15 protein-coding genes and 1 tRNA gene are annotated in these 17,065 nt (G+C 42.5%); 9 read left to right on the top strand and 7 right to left on the bottom strand.

The window, feature by feature from the left end:
* Nucleotides 1–77: 77 nt before the first annotated feature.
* Entirely contained in the window at nucleotides 78–1,703 is a 1,626-nt protein-coding gene (gene abc-f, locus ACFFAP_RS08910) for a ribosomal protection-like ABC-F family protein (protein WP_375510873.1), read from the bottom strand.
* A gap of 433 nt (nucleotides 1,704–2,136) precedes the next feature.
* Between abc-f and ACFFAP_RS08905 the strand changes: the two genes are divergently transcribed.
* On the top strand, nucleotides 2,137–2,817 hold the full coding sequence (locus ACFFAP_RS08905) for a Uma2 family endonuclease (RefSeq protein WP_375510872.1): 681 nt from the start codon (nucleotides 2,137–2,139) through the stop codon (nucleotides 2,815–2,817).
* Between the two features lie 45 nt (nucleotides 2,818–2,862).
* On the opposite strand, the gene ACFFAP_RS08900 is transcribed toward ACFFAP_RS08905, so the two are convergent.
* Nucleotides 2,863–5,601 carry a CBS domain-containing protein gene (locus tag ACFFAP_RS08900; RefSeq protein ID WP_375510871.1) on the bottom strand — a complete coding sequence of 913 codons (2,739 nt, stop codon included), beginning with the start codon at nucleotides 5,599–5,601 and terminating at the stop codon, nucleotides 2,863–2,865.
* A gap of 150 nt (nucleotides 5,602–5,751) precedes the next feature.
* Between ACFFAP_RS08900 and psbZ the strand changes: the two genes are divergently transcribed.
* The 7 genes from psbZ to ACFFAP_RS08865 all read left to right on the top strand — a co-directional run bounded on the left by psbZ (nucleotide 5,752) and on the right by ACFFAP_RS08865 (nucleotide 12,885).
* Nucleotides 5,752–5,940, top strand: a complete 189-nt coding sequence (psbZ, locus tag ACFFAP_RS08895; protein WP_375510870.1) for a photosystem II reaction center protein PsbZ — start codon at nucleotides 5,752–5,754, stop codon at nucleotides 5,938–5,940.
* Nucleotides 5,941–6,129: 189 nt separating this feature from the next.
* Nucleotides 6,130–6,708: a 6,7-dimethyl-8-ribityllumazine synthase gene (ribH, locus tag ACFFAP_RS08890; protein ID WP_375510869.1), complete on the top strand. Its 579-nt coding sequence runs from the start codon at nucleotides 6,130–6,132 to the stop codon at nucleotides 6,706–6,708.
* 128 nt (nucleotides 6,709–6,836) lie between these two features.
* Nucleotides 6,837–6,908: transfer RNA gene (locus tag ACFFAP_RS08885), tRNA-Gly, on the top strand.
* A gap of 638 nt (nucleotides 6,909–7,546) precedes the next feature.
* On the top strand, nucleotides 7,547–7,954 hold the full coding sequence (locus tag ACFFAP_RS08880) for a hypothetical protein (RefSeq protein WP_100901502.1): 408 nt from the start codon (nucleotides 7,547–7,549) through the stop codon (nucleotides 7,952–7,954).
* 4 nt (nucleotides 7,955–7,958) lie between these two features.
* Nucleotides 7,959–9,224, top strand: a complete 1,266-nt coding sequence (locus tag ACFFAP_RS08875; RefSeq protein WP_375510868.1) for a glutamate-5-semialdehyde dehydrogenase — start codon at nucleotides 7,959–7,961, stop codon at nucleotides 9,222–9,224.
* 582 nt (nucleotides 9,225–9,806) lie between these two features.
* A complete protein-coding gene (locus tag ACFFAP_RS08870) occupies nucleotides 9,807–11,378 on the top strand; it encodes an alkaline phosphatase D family protein (RefSeq protein WP_375510867.1) in 1,572 nt (523 codons plus the stop codon).
* Nucleotides 11,379–12,033: 655 nt separating this feature from the next.
* Nucleotides 12,034–12,885, top strand: coding sequence for a universal stress protein (locus ACFFAP_RS08865; RefSeq protein WP_375510866.1), 852 nt, complete (start codon nucleotides 12,034–12,036; stop codon nucleotides 12,883–12,885).
* An 80-nt stretch (nucleotides 12,886–12,965) separates the two neighbouring features.
* Here ACFFAP_RS08865 and psbM read toward each other — a convergent pair whose 3' ends face one another.
* The 5 genes from psbM to ACFFAP_RS08840 all read right to left on the bottom strand — a co-directional run bounded on the left by psbM (nucleotide 12,966) and on the right by ACFFAP_RS08840 (nucleotide 15,795).
* Nucleotides 12,966–13,082 carry a photosystem II reaction center protein PsbM gene (psbM, locus tag ACFFAP_RS08860; protein WP_375510865.1) on the bottom strand — a complete coding sequence of 39 codons (117 nt, stop codon included), beginning with the start codon at nucleotides 13,080–13,082 and terminating at the stop codon, nucleotides 12,966–12,968.
* Between the two features lie 174 nt (nucleotides 13,083–13,256).
* Complete coding sequence (locus tag ACFFAP_RS08855; RefSeq protein ID WP_375510864.1) at nucleotides 13,257–13,553, bottom strand: 2Fe-2S iron-sulfur cluster-binding protein; 297 nt, start codon at nucleotides 13,551–13,553, stop codon at nucleotides 13,257–13,259.
* Nucleotides 13,554–13,738: 185 nt separating this feature from the next.
* Nucleotides 13,739–13,876 (bottom strand): photosystem II reaction center protein K, encoded by a 138-nt coding sequence (locus tag ACFFAP_RS08850; protein WP_006195022.1) that lies wholly within the window; start codon nucleotides 13,874–13,876, stop codon nucleotides 13,739–13,741.
* An 85-nt stretch (nucleotides 13,877–13,961) separates the two neighbouring features.
* Nucleotides 13,962–15,110, bottom strand: coding sequence for a tRNA guanosine(34) transglycosylase Tgt (gene tgt, locus ACFFAP_RS08845; protein ID WP_375510863.1), 1,149 nt, complete (start codon nucleotides 15,108–15,110; stop codon nucleotides 13,962–13,964).
* A gap of 232 nt (nucleotides 15,111–15,342) precedes the next feature.
* Complete coding sequence (locus tag ACFFAP_RS08840) at nucleotides 15,343–15,795, bottom strand: hypothetical protein (protein ID WP_375510862.1); 453 nt, start codon at nucleotides 15,793–15,795, stop codon at nucleotides 15,343–15,345.
* 376 nt (nucleotides 15,796–16,171) lie between these two features.
* Here ACFFAP_RS08840 and cobS point away from each other — a divergent pair, with 376 nt between their 5' ends.
* Nucleotides 16,172–16,951: an adenosylcobinamide-GDP ribazoletransferase gene (gene cobS / locus ACFFAP_RS08835; RefSeq protein ID WP_375510861.1), complete on the top strand. Its 780-nt coding sequence runs from the start codon at nucleotides 16,172–16,174 to the stop codon at nucleotides 16,949–16,951.
* The last annotated feature ends 114 nt before the right edge of the window (nucleotides 16,952–17,065 follow it).

Below are 17,065 nucleotides of genomic sequence, written 5' to 3'. Positions count from 1 at the left end.
AAATTTACGTGGCACGATGGGCGACTTTCAGCCTTAGTGAATAGAATTGGCAAAGTTTACGAACACGCAAGCGAGAGCTACAGCGAGCAAGGCTCAGATATTTCGAGTAATTCTCCGTAATATTGCTCTGGTGTATTGGGTAAATAGGTGGTCATTTGCAAGGCTTGCTCTCTCAACTTAAAACTTTGAGTAATGTTAGTTCGGCTGAGGAAGTTTAGATCGTGGGAAATTACCCAAAGTGCCCCTTGATAGTCATTGATACCTACTACCATTTGTTCAACAGTTTCAATATCCAGGTTATTAGTTGGCTCATCGAGAATCAGCAGATCGATTTCTAAGATACTGATCATGGCGATCGCTAATCTTGCCAATTCACCCCCACTCAGTACAGAAGCGCTTTTGTGAACGTCATCATATTTAAATAGAAAGTGTCCTAGTTGTTGACGCAAAAGCTGATAGCTGAGATGAGGATTGGCAGCTTGCATATTTTCCAAAAGTGTGTATTGGCGATTTACCAATTCGTAGGTTTGATCGAGATATACAGCTTTCATCGCTGGTGCTAGCAAAACCTCACCTGAGTCCAAAACTGCTGTTTGGTTTTCCATTCCCAAAATTGCCTTTACCAGACTCGATTTACCAGAACCGTTTGCGCCGATAATGGCTATGCGATCGCCAGATGATACATGCAATTGAATATTTTGAATCAATAGACGTTCTGATATCCTAAGATTTGCACCCTGGATATTAATTAGATTTCGGCGCTTTTGATTTTTTTCTTCTAGCTGAATACTAGTTACTTTGGTAGTTTTGACCTTCGTCTCTGCAACCTTTTGATTCGCCTTTGCTACTGCTGCTTCATATTTCTTTTTCGCAGTTCCGGTAGACACCTCAGCTTTGGTTTTAATCAGCCCTGCTGCCATTCTATCAATACTGCCATTAAGAAACTTGGTGCGACCGTTGCGACTAGATTGGGCTGCGCGTTGCTGTTCTTGCATAGCTGTGGCTTGGGTACGTTTGAGTTCCTTTCTGGCGACTTCGTGCGAACGCAATGCTACCTCTAACTCGATTTCTTTCTGTTCTCGATAGTGAGAAAAATTACCTCCATATACTTTCAAACCAACAGGTGTAAGTTCCCAAGTAACATCTGTTACTTGGTCTAGGAAAAAAGATTTATGTGAGACAATTACATACGCGCCTGTGAAATTCAAAAGAAACTGTCTTAAGCTTTCTAACGCTTGCAAATCCATGTGGTTAGTTGGCTCATCCAGCAATAACAAGTTGGGCTGTTTAGATAAACCAATCGCCAGAAATAGTTTTGTGAGTTCTCCACCACTCAAGTTAGCAATTGGTAAAGATAAGTCAAGTCTTGTGTGAAATTTTGTTTGTAAAATATCCTCAATATTCCACCAATCATCAGAAATGTAAACCAAAAAATTCAGTACTGTATCTGCTGTTATTTCTTGCCTAATAGTACTGATTTGGGGCAAATAGTAAACAACACTATTACAGCAAACAGAACCTGCATTTGGGGTAATTTGACCTGCAAGGATCTTGAGTAGGGTTGATTTTCCTATACCGTTGCGACCTACTAAAGCGATGCGAGCGCCTGCTTCGATACTCACCTGAATTTTTTGAAACAAAGTTATGTCCAAGCTGAGTTCGTAGGCTAAATTCTCAGCTAATAATATTGATTTTTTCTGCATTCTTATCAAACCTCAATTCGCAAAGTTCCACCCGTGTATTCATAACAATTACGGGTAGATTAGACACAAAATAAACTTAGCCGCAGACACTTGCCAAGCGGTTCAATGTAGATACGAGTAATGACAATATTTTTAGTACATGACTATGTGAAGTAACCCTGTCAAACTAGTTGCGTTTATTTTTTGTTGACATTTGTTGCTTTGGCGCAACAGGTGCTTGGTACTACTTCATTTGTGCTATCTCATTAGAGTTGTGATGAGGTTTGATATTGACTACAGTGTAGCAGGAAGGAATTTCGGAAGCTAGGAGGCGATCGCCTGTTTTTGCAAAGCGTTAATGTAGTGCGGTAAGCGATAGCTATGCCGTCAGGCTTATCGCTAACTACAAGACTGCTAAAATAAATCCATAAATACTTGATGCCGTATCCATTCTATGACCATAGCTCAAGAATTAGAATCTCAACAAGGCATCTGCCAAGATGTTATATTTCCACCTGGTGATTTATTTAGTGATGAACCTCCCTTGGAAACAGAACTGCATCTACGACAAATAATCCTACTTTTAACATGTCTGGAATGGTTGTGGCGAGATAGAAATGATTTCTATGCTGCAGGAAATCTGACTATCTACTACAGTCCACACCAACGCAAATCAGAATACTTCCGAGGGCCAGACTTTTTTGTAGTGCTGGGAACTGAACGTAAAACCCGTAAAAGTTGGGTAGTGTGGGAAGAAGATGGCAAATATCCGAATGTAATTCTAGAAATTTTGTCTGACTCAACAGCGAATACTGATAAAGGTTTAAAAAAAGAAATTTATCAAAATACTTTCCGCACGTTGGATTATTTTTGGTTCGACCCTTACACACAAGAATTTGCAGGATTTCATTTAGTAGATGGAGAATATCAACCTCTACAAGCAAGTGAACAAGGGTATTTGTGGAGTCAGCAATTAGGGTTATATTTGGGAGTTTATGAAGGTTTATTGCGGTTTTTTACACAAGATGGGCAACTAGTACCAACACCGGAAGAAACCGCAGAACAGGCAGAACAAAAGGCAAAACGTTTGGCAGCAAAACTGCGCGAGTTAAATATCGATCCAGATACAATTTAGATTACTTCGATCGCTTATAAGATTCTATGCGATCGCTTCACTAATTCATTTAGGATAGTGTTGTGCTAAAAACTCCTCAGCTTCAGTCCTATCTTTAATCACTCCATCTAAGGTAGCAGCAACTACATCATCTAATATTTGCCGATACTGCGGCCCTGGTTTGTAACCCAGTTCCTTTAAATCATTGCCATTCAATAGTGGCTGCACATTAGCCAAAACAGTTAAATATTCCCAAATCTGATGTCTAAGCGATCGCGGACTTTGCAAAGCAATTAAAATCAGCATTGGTAAGTCGTACTGTCGCAACAACTGCACTACTTGACTGGGACTTTGACACTTAGGCAAAGATTCCATCACCTCAGTTTGGGCAGAAGCCAAGTTTTGCAAGCGTTTAATGCTATCCTCTTGCAGTTGCAGATTCTTTGCCACTTTCACCCGATATTGTGGTGTTAGATGGGCGATTAACGCTTCTAAGCGCATTTCCCAATGAATGAGGGTTAGTTGCGGGTCAAATCGCCGCAAACAGCGTTCTAGCAAACGTAATTGTCGCACGATCTCTGCGTCTAGCTTCAGGGTAGGATGGATACATTGCAATGCCCCTAAATTATCGAGTAACTGCAAAGCTGATTTCCAGTAGGGCGCTTCTAGGATGTGTTTTAATTCTGTTTTCAGTCTAGTTTGCAGGGCTGGAGTTCTGCTATTCTCTTGAGCAGTGCGATCGTAAACACCACTGTTGATGGCATAGCGAATAAACTCTTCTGTTTGCGGTTCAATTTGGAATCCGAAGCGCACAGCAAAGCGGACGCCACGATAAATCCGGGTGGGGTCTTCGATAAAGCTATTGGGGTGTAAAACCCGAATTTGCTTGGCTTGTAAATCGATTAATCCACCAAAGAAATCGAGTAATTCACCAGCACGGGGAGTAGTGAGTCGCAAGGCAAGAGCATTGATGGTAAAATCTCGACGATACAAGTCTTGACGAATAGAACTCGCCTCAACTTCTGGATTTGCTGCTGGATAAGGATAAAATTCTGTTCTAGCAGTGGCAATATCTACCCATAGAGAATCTAATTCTGGGTCTTTGTGCCACAGCAAAGCCGCAGTTTGAAAAGCCCCGTGGATTTCTAAACGAGCCGCAGGGTAAAGTTGTTGGAGTGCCTTTGCTAGTTCTACACCAGCACCTACATCTGCTGATTTGTGAAAGCCATCAACCACAAGATCAATATCTTTAATCATCAAAGTGCCCGATGTTGCATCATTTAACAGTAAATCCCGCACCGCACCTCCGACAAGATAAAGATGCCAACCCCGTTTTTCTGCTTCTTGCGAGGCTGTAGTCAGTAATTGCCACAGTTGCGGTGCAAGGCGATTTTGCAACTCAGTGCTGAGAGGAATTTTGAATTTTGTTAGCGCCGTGTTAGCGAGTCTGAGAGCGTCATTTTGAATTTTGAATTTTTGTCTTGCTTCGTCTTCATCCCTTGCTTGATGTAATTCCCGTAACACATCAGTACGAGTCACCAGACCAACTAACTGTTCATTCTCCAATACTGGTAAGCGCCCGATATCATAAGTTACCATCAGCGACTCAATTTGTGGCAGTGTCGTATCTGGTGCGATCGTTTTAAGATTTGTGGTCATGTAGCCTTTGACTGGTGCATGACTAAATCCGTGGTGCAGCGCAACATCAAGATCCCGGCGCGAAATAATACCTACTAGTTGCCCTTGAGCATCGACTACAGATAAACCAGAGTGTCCATAGCGTAATAAAATGCGCTGGGCTTCGGCAATTGTGGTTTCAGGCAGAATCGTGCGAACCGGAGAGGACATCAAGTCCCTAGCGGTGAGAGGATGGGGAATTTGCGCTTTTACCCCGTCAAGGAGTTGTTTTAATATTGCCTGTGAATCAACTCCCCTTAGATTTAGCGATGCGGCTTGTGAATGACCGCCGCCACCTAGAAGTTGAAATAATACGTTAAGATTCGTTTTGGGAATGTGCGATCGCCCAATTACAGTTAACCGTGAATCCCCTTCACCCAAAGCATATTCATTAGCCAACAATAGGGCATCAATTTCGGTTAATTCCACGAGTTCCGATGCCAAACTCGATAACCCAGGCACAAAAGCCTCAGTTTTCAAAGTTACCCAAGCAACCGTATATCCGCGTAGACAAAGATATTCTAAATTTTCCAGCGATTCAGTTAATAACTGCTGCAATTGCACAGATAATCCGGGGTCACGGTAGGTGGAAATTACTGATAAACTAGCACCTTGTTGCATCAACCAAGCCAAAGCTAAAGCATCCCGTGGTGTGGACTGGTCATAAGTCAAAGAGCCAGTGTCAACGTGGATACCCAAAGCCATCACAGTTGCTTCAGCAGGAGTGAGGGAAATTTCCTGTTGTTGCAATTGTTCAACTATTAAAGTTGTGGTTGCTCCTACTGAGGAAATATATGATTCGGTAGCCGGAATATCTGATTCTTGTCCTAAGTGATGGTCATAAATTATAATCTCTCCTACATGGGGTAAATCTAACCACTGGGCAGCTTTACCCAAGCGATCGCGCTGTTGCGTATCCACCACAGTCAGAGAACGAATTTTTTCTGGATTCACCGAACGGCGTTCAATTAGCGGATATTCATCCCGATGCAATGCTAAAAAATCCCGTACAGTAGGGTGAGAACCGCCAGTCAGCACAATCTTACTTCCCGGTAGTAGGCGCGTTAATCCTACTGCTGCTCCTAGTGCGTCAAAATCTGCTGTTGTGTGGCAAAGAATTAAATCCATAGTTAAGAGTCATTAGTCATTGGTACTTAGACAAAGGACAAATGACTAAAATGTTGCAATTTCTGCTAGCTTAAAAATAATAAGAAAGTGTCAGTGTCGCCCTTTAGGATATTCTATCCTTAGTATTTCGCTGTATTGGGAGAAGCAAAAATGACCATAATATTCCAATTTGCCTTGATCGGCTTAGTCGTATTGTCTTTTGTCCTGGTTGTTGGCGTCCCCGTTGTTTACGCCACTCCCCAAAATTGGGTTGAATCTAAAAAACTGCTCTGGGTTGGTTCTGCCGTCTGGATTGGTTTGGTATTTTTAGTTGGTTTGTTAAACTTTTTTGTCGTGTAAGCGACGGCTTCACTCTGGCGCAGGCACATAATATAAGAACTAGAGGGGCAGAAAAGCCAAGGTCAAATACCAAAGGAAAAAAGGAGAAATTTTTTCCGATTTCCTTTTTTCTGACCGTGCTTTCCTGCTCCTCTACATTTTAATAAGAAATGTATATTGGCCAGAAGTATAGTTGATTAAGAGGCAGTCATGGCAGTTTTCGAGGGAATTTTTACCCAAACGGAGCCTTTGCGGTTTGCAGTGGTGATTGGTCGATTCAATGATCTAGTTACCGGAAAGCTGCTAGAGGGATGTCAAGATTGCTTGAAACGCCACGGTGTAGATCCTGACCCCCAAGGTAATCAGGTGGACTATGTTTGGGTTCCAGGAAGTTTTGAAGTACCTTTAGTAGCTCGCCAACTAGCACTTTCCCATCGTTATGATGCTGTAATTTGTCTAGGTGCAGTCATTCGAGGGCAAACACCCCATTTTGATTATGTATCCGCCGAAGTTTCTAAAGGCATCGCCGCCGCCAGCTTTCAAACTGGAGTGCCAGTAATTTTTGGCATTTTGACAGTAGATACTATGCAGCAAGCCTTAGAACGGGCAGGCATCAAAGGTAATCATGGTTGGGATTATGCCCTGAATGCCCTAGAAATGGCAAGCCTCATGCGGCAACTGCATTCTAACCTGGCAGAGCCATATTCTCGTAATAGCCAGTCTTTGCCAGCCTCTTTTCAAAGTGCCAGCATCGGCAATTTAACTGCGGAGTCAGAAGAACTGGGCTAAATGAGTCATTAGTCATTTGTCCTTTGTTATTCACCAATGACTAATGACTAATGACTAATGACCAATGACTAAATTAAGGGGTTGACAATTAGGAATAAATTTGAGATATTAATATATGATGATTGATTGCGGGTATAGCTCAGTGGTAGAGCGTCACCTTGCCAAGGTGAATGTCGCGCGTTCGAATCGCGTTACCCGCTTCCAACTAAACCTCTTGCAGTTTTTAACTCCAAGAGGTTTAGTGTTTTTAGGGTGCATTGAAGTCTTCGGCGATTCGCACTACACTCTTGTAAATCGCTCCCAATGTAGATGAAATCGAGCAAACAAATCATCTAGTACAGCGTAGTGTAAATCAAGCTAGCATTTTAAAACTTGCAAAAGCCTTGATATACAAAACTTTTGAATGCGTGACTTTTAACTCCCGCCTTGCGGTAGTACTGTCTCAATTTAAATATCGCCCACAATAAAGAAGCACCCACTTGCTAAGAAATATAAAACCCAGCTTTAGACTGGTGTAGATATACATTAGCTTGGCTACAATCTTTGTGTGTCATCACAGTAAATGCTCAACAACGCAACTACATTACCATGAAAGCGACAAATGAAAAGAAGGAAATTTTTACATAAGATTGCCAGCTATGGGAAAGATTACAAACAGAGAACCTTGTACAGATATGGCAATTAGGATATTTAGAGTCTGCTGCATCTACTGTTTGCAATGATGGCGATATTTGAATCGCCTGTTGATTTTCATAAAAAGAGAAGCCTTATTAGGCATTTACCAAGGGATCATATTCTCGCAGTTCGTGTAAAACACGCTCAAGTTACTAGAACGCTTGTGCAATCTCAAAAACCCGAAAAAATAGACTTCAATACCGAATATCCCTGTCCCTGTCGTCGCCGGGGTCAGTTAATTCCGATTACGCTGACAGAAGCATTTGGTTGCGATCGCTGTCAGCAAATCTTTGTAGTAGAAGATAATGGTCATGTCCTAGAACAGCTTTCTACCACCTATCCCTACAAGCGGGCTTGGCGTTGGATGGGAAATAGTTGGCATGTTGTCCATCCGCGCTTAGGAGAAAGCTATCTGCCTATAGCACTTGGCATTATTTTCGTGCTAGTGATTATATGGCTGCCATTAGCACTGCGATTGGCAAATAGTTCCAGCATTGTTGCTTGGGCAATGGTGGCGGTGCTATTGGCTATTCTGCCAGCACTAATGGTCTGGCTTACCTACAGACGTTAACTCAATGACTGTTGAAGTTTTGGATGACCACCCCGAACCGATTACTAGTGCCCAACGAGCCTATCATGCTTCCCTAAAGTTGGGGATCACAAAGGGAGCAGACCGCAGTCGTGCAGTACTGGCAATGGCACAAGCCCTTGAGCGCTCATTTGACGACATTCTAGAAGCCAATACCTTGGATTTAGAAGCCAGTCGGGAAATGGCAGTGCCTGACTTGATACTAGACTGGCTGAAGCTGACTCCCACAAGGCTAGAGATGACCGTGGACATATTACAACGGTTGGGGGAGTTATCAGATCCGCTACGGCGCGTTAGAACTGCTGATTATCAACTGGAAGATTCCCAAAGTTACACCCAGTTAATGCCCTTGGGAGTGATTGGATTTATTTATGAGGCGTTTCCAGATTTAGGAGCGATCGCAGCAGGTTTTTGTATTAAAACTGGCAATAGTATAATTCTCAAAGGCAGTACTGAAGCTAGCCATTCCAACGCCGTCATCGCTGAGGTACTGCAAAGTGCGATCGCCCAAGTTGGACTACCTCCGGGCTGTATAGAACTGATTACAGCAGAGCATGGTGCTTCGGTTCGGGATTTAGTCACCCAAGACCAGTACGTGAATCTAGTGATTCCCTACGGACGTTCTAGTTTGGTACAGCAGGTAGTACGACAGTCAACTTGCCCAGTCTTAAAGTCAGCAATGGGTAACTGTTATCTCTACTGGTCGCTAAATTCCAGTTTAGAAATGGTGCGCTTAATGATTCTTAATAGCCATCAGAGCGAACCAGACCAAGTTAATGCCATTGAAAAGGTGCTAATTCATCGGCAAGCCTTGCCATCATCTTTAGCCGTTCTGTGGAACAGCTTGATGGAAAAAGGCTTTGAAATAAAAGGGGATGCAGAACTAGTAAAAGCCTTTCCCCAGTTGCAGCTGGTGAAGGAAGGCGAATGGGGAAACCCTTATTTAACTAAGACAGTAGCTTTTAAAATGGTGGATAGCTTAGAAGCTGCGATCGCCTGGATTAATGAATACAGCAGTGGTCATGCTGACTCCATCGTTACTGAATCCTATCAGGAAAGTCGCCAGTTTGCTTTAGGAGTTACCAGTGCCTCTACCTACATCAATACTTCCCCGCGTTTTTCCCGCAACCCCTCGCGGGGAGATTCAGTCTTTCTTGGTATGTCTAACCAAAAAGGTCATCGTCGGGGATTTATCAGCCTAGAAACCTTGACCACCGTTAAGCACATTGTTCAGGGAAATGGTAGATTTTAAATAATTCGTAATACTCGCCTCCGGCGAGAAGCAAGCTACGTAATGACGCTCCTGCGTCGCTCTAAGCGTTCGCGTAGCGTCTCGTAGAGAAGCCATGCCGAAGGCGTTGCCTCTCGAAGAGAAGGCTTTACGCTGCGCTAACGTAATTCGTAATTAGAAGAAGGTTTGCCAAAAGTGCCAGTAGCGGCGGTTCTGTCTCTGTTGGGGTCTAAATACCCCACAAAATTCTCCCAATGTCTAAACTTAACATAATCTTAATTTATGCTTGATCCTGGGTTGATAAGTTTTTTGTGTTTGGTTGAGCAGCTATTAGGAGACAAGTCAAATAACATAATTAGTAATTACTAATTCATAATTCATAATTATTAGATGATTTACAATCTGCCGTTTCTATTAAATAAGGAGCAGCCATATTTTGTTTAGCGTCTAAATCCCCATACAAAACCCAATTACGAATTACGAATTACGTAGCTTGCTTCTCGCCGGAGGCGAGTATTACGAATTATTTAAACCACTGTTTGTGCTTTTCACAACTGACCCTCCGAGAATGCCAACCGTATTTACATATAGGTAGGGGTGAATATGGAACTTATGGATGGTACGCGCCTGCTAGCAAATCGGTGCAGACGGCGGAATTTTTTGCTGGGTGCAGGATTCTTAACGGGGTTAACAATAGCTAGCCAATGGCATCCGGTATTGGCTAACTCAAGGTTTTCTAGCTATCCGTTCAGTCTTGGTGTTGCATCTGGTGATCCTTTGCCGGATGGTGTTGTTATCTGGACACGACTAGCTCCTAATCCCCTCTCTGGAGGTGGAATGCCACTGGTAAATGTGCCAGTGCGGTGGCAAGTTGCCCTTGATGAAAACATGAGACAGGTGGTGCGGCGAGGAACAGTACTAGCGACACCAGAGTTAGCTCACTCAGTCCACGTTGATGTCCGTGGACTAGACCCTGACCGTTGGTACTGGTATCAATTTGAAGCGGGTAGGGAAGTTAGCCCCATTGGACGGACTCGCACAGCACCAGCATTTTATGGCTCTACTCAACAACTGAATTTTGCTTTTGTTTCCTGTCAAGACTGGCAAAATGGCTACTATACGGCTTACCGACATTTGGCTGAGGAAAACCTCGACCTTGTAGTTCATCTGGGTGACTACATCTATGAATACGGGCCACAACCTGGTGGGCCGCGCCAGCATAATAGTCCAGAAATTATCACTCTTGCCGACTACCGAGGTCGCCACGCCCTGTACAAAACTGACCCGAATCTCCAAGCTGCCCATGCTGCTTTTCCCTGGATTGTCACTTGGGATGATCATGAAGTTGACAACAACTACGCCAACTTAATCCCCGAAGATAATCAAACCCAAGAAGCTTTTAGGAAACGGCGAGCTAACGCGTATCAGGCTTATTATGAACACATGCCTCTGCGTCGCAATTCATTGCCCAACGGCCCAGACGCGCTACTTTATCGGCGGTTCACTTTCGGGAATTTAGCTGAGTTCAATGTCCTAGATACGAGGCAGTACCGTACTAACCAACCTTGTGATGATGGGCTTAAGCCTCGCTGTCCCCAAGCTTTTGATCCCAATGCTACCATGACTGGCTCAGAACAAGAGCAATGGCTACGAAAAGGGTTAGATCAGTCGCGATCGCGCTGGAATGTGATTGCTCAACAGACCATGCTTGGCCAGTACAATTTTAATAGCAGTCCAGGTGCAGGTGTCTTCAATTTAGATCAGTGGGACGGCTACGTGGCTGCACGTAATCGGCTCTTAAATTTTCTAAACCAGCGCCAACCTTCTAATCCTGTGGTGATTAGCGGAGACATCCATTCTAGTTGGGTACACGACCTGAAGCTTGATTTTAATAAGCCAAACTCACCGACGGTAGGCACTGAGTTCGTAGGAACCTCAATTACCTCTGACTTTCCCACCGCTTTCATCGCTCCAGCTAAAGCTGCTCTACCTAATAATCCCCATACTAAGTTTTTTGACGGTGCTTTCCGAGGATACGTTCGCTGCAACCTTACCCCAGAACGCTGGCAAAGTGACTATCGCATTGTATCAAGCATCATTGATTTGAATGCCTCTGTCAAAACCCTAGCTTCCTTTGTAGTCCAAAACGGACAAGCAGGAGCGCATCTAAGTTAAGGTAAGTTCGATAAACCCTCCCTGAGTTAAACTAAAGTTCAAGTCTTTCCCTCTTTGAGTCAGAGAGGGAAAGATTTTGCGTAATAAAACCAGGGAGAGGTCTTTATAGTATGAAATATGACTTCGACTATCAGAACATCCGAATTCAGATACTGCGATCGCACATTCCTCTGATGTTCGGATATAGCAATTCTATCTGAGTTACTAAAACTGCAAAAGACTTTAAAAAAGTCACAGAGTAAGGAAAATGACTATTCAAGCCAGAAGCGAGCGCCTGGTAAAGGTTACAGTAAATAAATCTTTCTGAAGAGTTATTTTGGCATTTCTTTGCAATACTTAACTAACTTTTAATAAAAAAAGTGAATATAGATTAAAAATGATAATTAACATCATAATTTATTAAGTTATTCAAACTAAATTGAGACTATGCTTAATAATTGAAGTCTAGTCGATCATCTTTAAGTAAATAGGTGCAAATGAACTTAAACATTTGTTGAGCTTTTTGTACTTTGTCATTTGTTTAAGTGTTAAATACTAAAAAAACAAAGTTTATTTGTGCCAAGTTACTGACTAAGTTGTTGAGCAAGACAGTAAAAATGCAATTTGAGCCAAGTAATAACAGCGATAACTAAAGTAAACTTAACAACAATCACGTATGATAGAAAAAATTTTGCTGGCTGTATCAGGATTGGGACACGCAGAAGAAATGCTCAAAACCCTGAGAGAAATTCCTTCAATTCAATCTGCAAAAGTGACAATTTTGCATGTTGTTCCTGCACAAAATACTGCTGCTACCATGACAAGTAAATGGGAAAATGGCGGTAAAATTTTAGCTAATGCTATTCAAACTTTGAACTTAGATCCTAGCCAGGTTTCTTCAATTTTGCGCGAAGGCGACCCCAAAGATGTAGTTTGCCAAGTAGCAGATGAAATCGACGCTGACTTGATTATTATGGGTTCACGCGGACTTAAGCGGTTGCAATCCATTTTATCAAACTCAGTCAGTCAGTATGTTTTCCAGCTATCTTCTCGCCCAATGTTGCTGGTAAAAGATGATATTTATGTCAAAAGAATTAAGCGCATTATGGTAGCAATAGACAACTCTGATTCTGCAAAAAACTGCTTGAAATTGGCACTGTTTTTATTGCGAGATATTCAGGGCGGCGAGTTAATTTTTGCAAATGTTTCCACAGATTTAGGCGGTAAAAAATCGGAAATCACTGAAGTTAGTTCAGACAAAAATCCAGTTTTGGCCGCCGCAGTTGCAGAAGCCCGAAGACAGGGCATCCAATCTCGTTCTTACATCAGCAGTGGCAAACCTGGTGAAGAAATTTGTCGGTTGGCAGATGAGTTGAATATAGACTTATTATTGCTCGGTTCTCCAGATCGTCGTCCATCCATCGCTAAGAGTTTTGTTGATATAGACCGGCTTATCGGATCTTCCTTGTCTGACTATGTTCGAGTCAATGCCACTTGTCCGGTATTGTTGGCGCGGACGATCGCTTAAAGTCAAAATAGAGTTAGTGGTTGATAAATAAAAACCCCTACACTACTGGTGCAGGGGTTCTTTATTTGATACACAAACTCTTAATTATCTTTTCCACCTTGGCGGCTAGCAGTTTGGATGTACAGAATTAGTAAAAACACAGTGGGAACAAGTACGAACAAAATGCTCGCTACGAACCCCAGGTCATTAACTTGCATGGCAAGAAAGCCTCTCTTAAATTTCCAGTCAACAAGATTAGGATAGCATCATCGACGACACAGTTATACCAATTCAAAATTCAAAATTCAAAATTTAAAATCAGGAAACTTCATTTTGGTAAGTATTTTGACTACTGACTGGATACAAATTGAAGCAGTGGCAGATTTGAGAACTTAAGGCTTGGTGACTACACTGACTGAGCCATTCACTAAAGTTTGACAGGCAAGGCGGTAATTTTCCGGCTTTTTTTTGAATTTGCTGTTTTCTACGTCTGTGCGGGGGGAAAGATTTTCTAATCCTTCAACTATCTCCACAACGCAAGTCCCACACTGACCATTACCACCGCAATTGGTCATCTTGCCAATGAATTTATATATATCAATGTCATTTTGCATGGCTTTGAGCCGGAGATTTGCACCATCTGCCGCCACTACTTCTTTATTCTCTTTAACGAATTTGATATTACCCATAACTGATTCCTCCTTGACTCTAAGCTTGGCTTTCAAGGCTTCATATTGACATGGCTTGATTCATATCTTATTTATTATATTCAATTATTACAAAATATTAACAAATATTAACTTTATCAAATATAGCGCCACAAAAAAATAGAACAGGTATAGTACCTGTCCTATAAATTGAAAAATAGATTAACTTACCTAAATCCCACGGCTGCTTGCCAAACGAAAGCAAGCAACAAGAAGAATACGGGGATAACTGGGAGAACGTCCACCAAAGGATCAAAGATTTGGTATGCTTCAGGCAGTTTTGCTAATAAAAGTGCTGCTTCCATGTTTGTTTAAATCCAACTATCCAACACAGCTTTCATAATTGAGAAGTATCTTAACATGGTTTGGGTCTTGCTCATTGGTCAATAGTTATTTGTCATTTGTAATTTCCTCTTCATTTGGTGCTGATTCAGATGAGTTGAGCCAGTGACCAAATTCTGTGGTGAAGCGATCGCTTAATATTGCTTCTCTAATCTGCTGCGTAAAGCGAATTAGTTCGGTAATGTTGTGAATGCTCAACAAGGTATAAGCTAAAATTTCCTGCGATCGCACTAAATGAGATACGTAAGCCCGGCTAAAAGTTTGGCAGGTGTAGCAAGGACAAGTTTCATCTAATGGCGTAAAATCTTCACGAAACTTAGCATTTTTTAAATTCCAGCGTCCGCCCTGAACGATCGCTGTACCATGTCTCGCCCAACGGGTGGGAATTACGCAATCAAATAAATCTATACCAGATGCGATCGCGATCGCCATTTCCCGATAAGTACCGACACCCATCAAATAACGCGGCTTTTCAGGCGGTAGAAGCGGTGCTGTCACTTTCACAATCTCAGCCATCAATTCTGGCGGTTCTCCCACACTCACGCCACCAATGGCATATCCGGGCAAATCCAACTTAGCCAAAGCTTCAGCCGCACGGCAACGCAAATCTAAATACACGCCCCCTTGCACAATCCCAAACAACGCCTGCTCACTGCGTTGATGAGCCGTTATGCAGCGTTCTAACCAGCGATAAGTGCGCTCAGTTGCCGTTTCAACCTCTTGGCGAGTCGCTGGGTAAGGCGGACACTCATCAAAGGCCATAATCACATCGGCCCCCAAAGTATTTTGAATCTCAATGGATAGCTCAGGGGTCAAGTTAATAATTCGTCCATCATGGGGTGAGCGGAAAGTTACACCTTCTTCAGTAATTTTCCGCATCTCGCTTAAGCTGAAGACTTGAAACCCGCCCGAATCTGTGAGCATTGGGCCATTCCAACCCATAAATTTATGCAATCCACCACCCCCAGCCACGATCGCTTCTCCTGGTTGTAAGTGAAGATGATAAGTATTAGATAAGATCATTTGCGCCCCAGTATCTCGCAACTGAGATGGGGTGATAGTTTTGACATTCGCCAGCGTTCCCACTGGCATAAATCTGGGGGTTTCTACAACACCGTGAGGAGTGAAAAACACTCCTGCTCTAGCTTTGGTTTGGCTACAGCAAGCAAGACATTCAAAGGAAAAATTCGCACTCATACCATTTTGGATTTTAGATTTTAGATTTTGGATTGTGAAACGCTAATTGGTAAAGAGTTTCAGAAATCCACAACTAGCAGCCATAAAACCAAATGGTATTAGGGCAAGAGGTCTATTATTTGGCTAAATTATGGACAAACATAAAAACTGGCAATTAAGTTTTCGGGAACACTTAAGCGTTCACTACTAACCTCGTTACCAACTTTACGAGTATATGCTGTACTAATTGTTATTAAAAAGAATCAGAACAGTCATCGTCAATTTCTGCATCCCACCTAGCTGAGAGGACTTGCTCCATCATCGCTTCTATGGCGCTGACATTGAAGTTTCGCTCTCGTCGCTCTTGTATGGGCGTTGAGCGGGGAATCAACCGCAGACACACTCCTTCTTGAATCAAATCAAAATAGGTTTCTTGTTGCGACGACTGTTTGAGTTCCAAGTAATCAAAACTACAAACATTCAGATAAAGGGCGTGGTTAGCCACTAAAGTAGACCTTTGCGGATTGGCGAAAACTTCCATCACATCGCCTTCACCCTCGCTCAGTACCTTATCTTCTTGGGTGTAGATGTAGTGGACTCGACCTAAGTCTGTCAGCAATCGCCGGATGTCGAGCTTATTCACAATGATGCCCGTGTTAATAATGCACGGAGCTGGTATCCTGATGTCGGGTAGATGGTGACTCATAGGAAAATAGCGATTGAGCTAAGGAGAGCGACAACATAGCTAAACTGTCATAATTGAATAGCTTGTTTACTTCCTACATTTAAAAAAATATCAATTTTGTGGGGCAATCGTCTAATAATTTCGAGTAAGTTTTTAGTTAACGAATACAAAACACCAATTTTGATCCCTGATGGAATTTTAATTTCCTGAATCATTCGTTTTTTGTATAAAAAGTACTTTTGATTATTTGTTTACCACTTAGAACAGCATAACAAAATTTTCAAGAAGAATCTCTAATAGAAGTAAATCTTATCTAAAGTTTTAAAGTATGCTCATGTTGGTTTTACTTAACCCAAGTCTATTATCTAGCAATTAACCATATATTAATGTTACTAAGATGACGAAACAGCAACAGTGGTGGAAAAAGCTGCTGTTAAAGCTGGCAGCTAGTATTATATTTTATACAACTATTCCAGTCCCGTATTTGGAGGGATTAGACTTTGGGAGAGTGGCACGTCTTGCTTCGGTTGTAGGGTTAATAATTGGGGGAATTTTAGGATTACTGGATACGGGGATGGATTATCTGGGTATGCCAGTGTTAACTCGTAGTGCTTTAGTAGTCAGCGTTTGGATTGCCATAACTGGAGGACTGCACTTAGATGGGGCAATGGATACTGCCGATGGTTTGGCAGTGGGCGACCCAGATCGGCGGCTGGAGGTGATGACAGATAGTGCTACAGGTGCATTTGGGGCAATGGCAGCGATCGCCTTGATGATACTAAAAATAGCAGCTTTGACGGATATGCCAGAAAACCGTTGGTTGTTGCTGATGGCTGCTTGTGGCTGGGGACGTTGGGGACAACAGGTGGCGATCGCGCGATATCCTTACCTGAAACCAACTGGTAAAGGTGCATTTCACAAACAAGCCATTCGTTCTTACAAAGATTTGTTACCGGGATTGTTGTTGCTGTTTGGTTTGAGTGGTTTAGTTTGGTTGATAGATAAACAGCAGCTATTTCTCGCACTGGCAATGATAATTGCTGGAAGTGCGATCGCCACTTTAACTGGTGCGTGGTTCAACCACAAATTAGGCGGACACACAGGAGATACCTATGGCGCAGTTGTTGAGTGGACTGAAGCCTTATTTCTCTGTGTATTGACTGCTGTAGGAAGTTAGGAGTGAGGAGTGAAAAGTGAGGAGTTAAAAATCAAACTTCAAACCCCAAATCCCAAACTCCTAACTCCTAACTCCTAACTCCTAACTCCTAACTCCTAACTCCTAACTCCTAAC

Source organism: uncultured Nostoc sp. (genome assembly GCF_964245575.1).
Classification (GTDB): domain Bacteria; phylum Cyanobacteriota; class Cyanobacteriia; order Cyanobacteriales; family Nostocaceae; genus Nostoc.
Note: the sequence above shows the minus strand (reverse complement) of the source record. Positions and strands in the feature narration are given on the sequence as shown.

Excerpts from the sequence above, each read along its gene's own strand:
- abc-f (WP_375510873.1), bottom strand. The coding sequence starts at position 1,703 with ATGCAGAAAAAATCAATATTATTAGCTGAGAATTTAGCCTACGAACTC.
- ACFFAP_RS08905 (WP_375510872.1), top strand. The coding sequence starts at position 2,137 with ATGACCATAGCTCAAGAATTAGAATCTCAACAAGGCATCTGCCAAGAT.
- ACFFAP_RS08900 (WP_375510871.1), bottom strand. The coding sequence starts at position 5,601 with ATGGATTTAATTCTTTGCCACACAACAGCAGATTTTGACGCACTAGGA.
- psbZ (WP_375510870.1), top strand. The coding sequence starts at position 5,752 with ATGACCATAATATTCCAATTTGCCTTGATCGGCTTAGTCGTATTGTCT.
- ribH (WP_375510869.1), top strand. The coding sequence starts at position 6,130 with ATGGCAGTTTTCGAGGGAATTTTTACCCAAACGGAGCCTTTGCGGTTT.
- ACFFAP_RS08875 (WP_375510868.1), top strand. The coding sequence starts at position 7,959 with ATGACTGTTGAAGTTTTGGATGACCACCCCGAACCGATTACTAGTGCC.
- ACFFAP_RS08870 (WP_375510867.1), top strand. The coding sequence starts at position 9,807 with ATGGAACTTATGGATGGTACGCGCCTGCTAGCAAATCGGTGCAGACGG.
- ACFFAP_RS08865 (WP_375510866.1), top strand. The coding sequence starts at position 12,034 with ATGATAGAAAAAATTTTGCTGGCTGTATCAGGATTGGGACACGCAGAA.
- psbM (WP_375510865.1), bottom strand. The coding sequence starts at position 13,082 with ATGCAAGTTAATGACCTGGGGTTCGTAGCGAGCATTTTGTTCGTACTT.
- ACFFAP_RS08855 (WP_375510864.1), bottom strand. The coding sequence starts at position 13,553 with ATGGGTAATATCAAATTCGTTAAAGAGAATAAAGAAGTAGTGGCGGCA.
- ACFFAP_RS08850 (WP_006195022.1), bottom strand. The coding sequence starts at position 13,876 with ATGGAAGCAGCACTTTTATTAGCAAAACTGCCTGAAGCATACCAAATC.
- tgt (WP_375510863.1), bottom strand. The coding sequence starts at position 15,110 with ATGAGTGCGAATTTTTCCTTTGAATGTCTTGCTTGCTGTAGCCAAACC.
- ACFFAP_RS08840 (WP_375510862.1), bottom strand. The coding sequence starts at position 15,795 with ATGAGTCACCATCTACCCGACATCAGGATACCAGCTCCGTGCATTATT.
- cobS (WP_375510861.1), top strand. The coding sequence starts at position 16,172 with ATGACGAAACAGCAACAGTGGTGGAAAAAGCTGCTGTTAAAGCTGGCA.